General features: G+C 44.4%; 1 protein-coding gene. It reads left to right on the forward strand.

Annotation, left to right across the window (positions count from 1 at the left end; translation table 11 throughout):
- Window positions 1–223 (forward strand): transposase (locus tag N477_RS21785; protein ID WP_196760679.1); only part of this gene is annotated, 223 nt, incomplete at both ends.

A 223-nucleotide genomic window follows, 5' to 3' on the forward strand; every position in this document is an offset into this window, starting at 1 on the left:
TACTCGTTGGGATGATAAGTACCCTCAAATCAGCCGTTCATGGCGAAGCCACTGGAACAACCTGAACACGTTGTTCGCTTATCCGGCTGATATCAGGAAAGCGATTTATACGACAAATGCTATCGAATCACTGAACAGCGTCATCCGTAAAGCGATTAAAAAGCGTAAACTGTTCCCAACTGATGACTCTGCCAGAAAGGTGATTTATCTGGCGATAATGGAT

This window comes from Pseudoalteromonas luteoviolacea H33-S, from assembly GCF_001625695.1.
GTDB lineage: Bacteria > Pseudomonadota > Gammaproteobacteria > Enterobacterales > Alteromonadaceae > Pseudoalteromonas > Pseudoalteromonas luteoviolacea_B.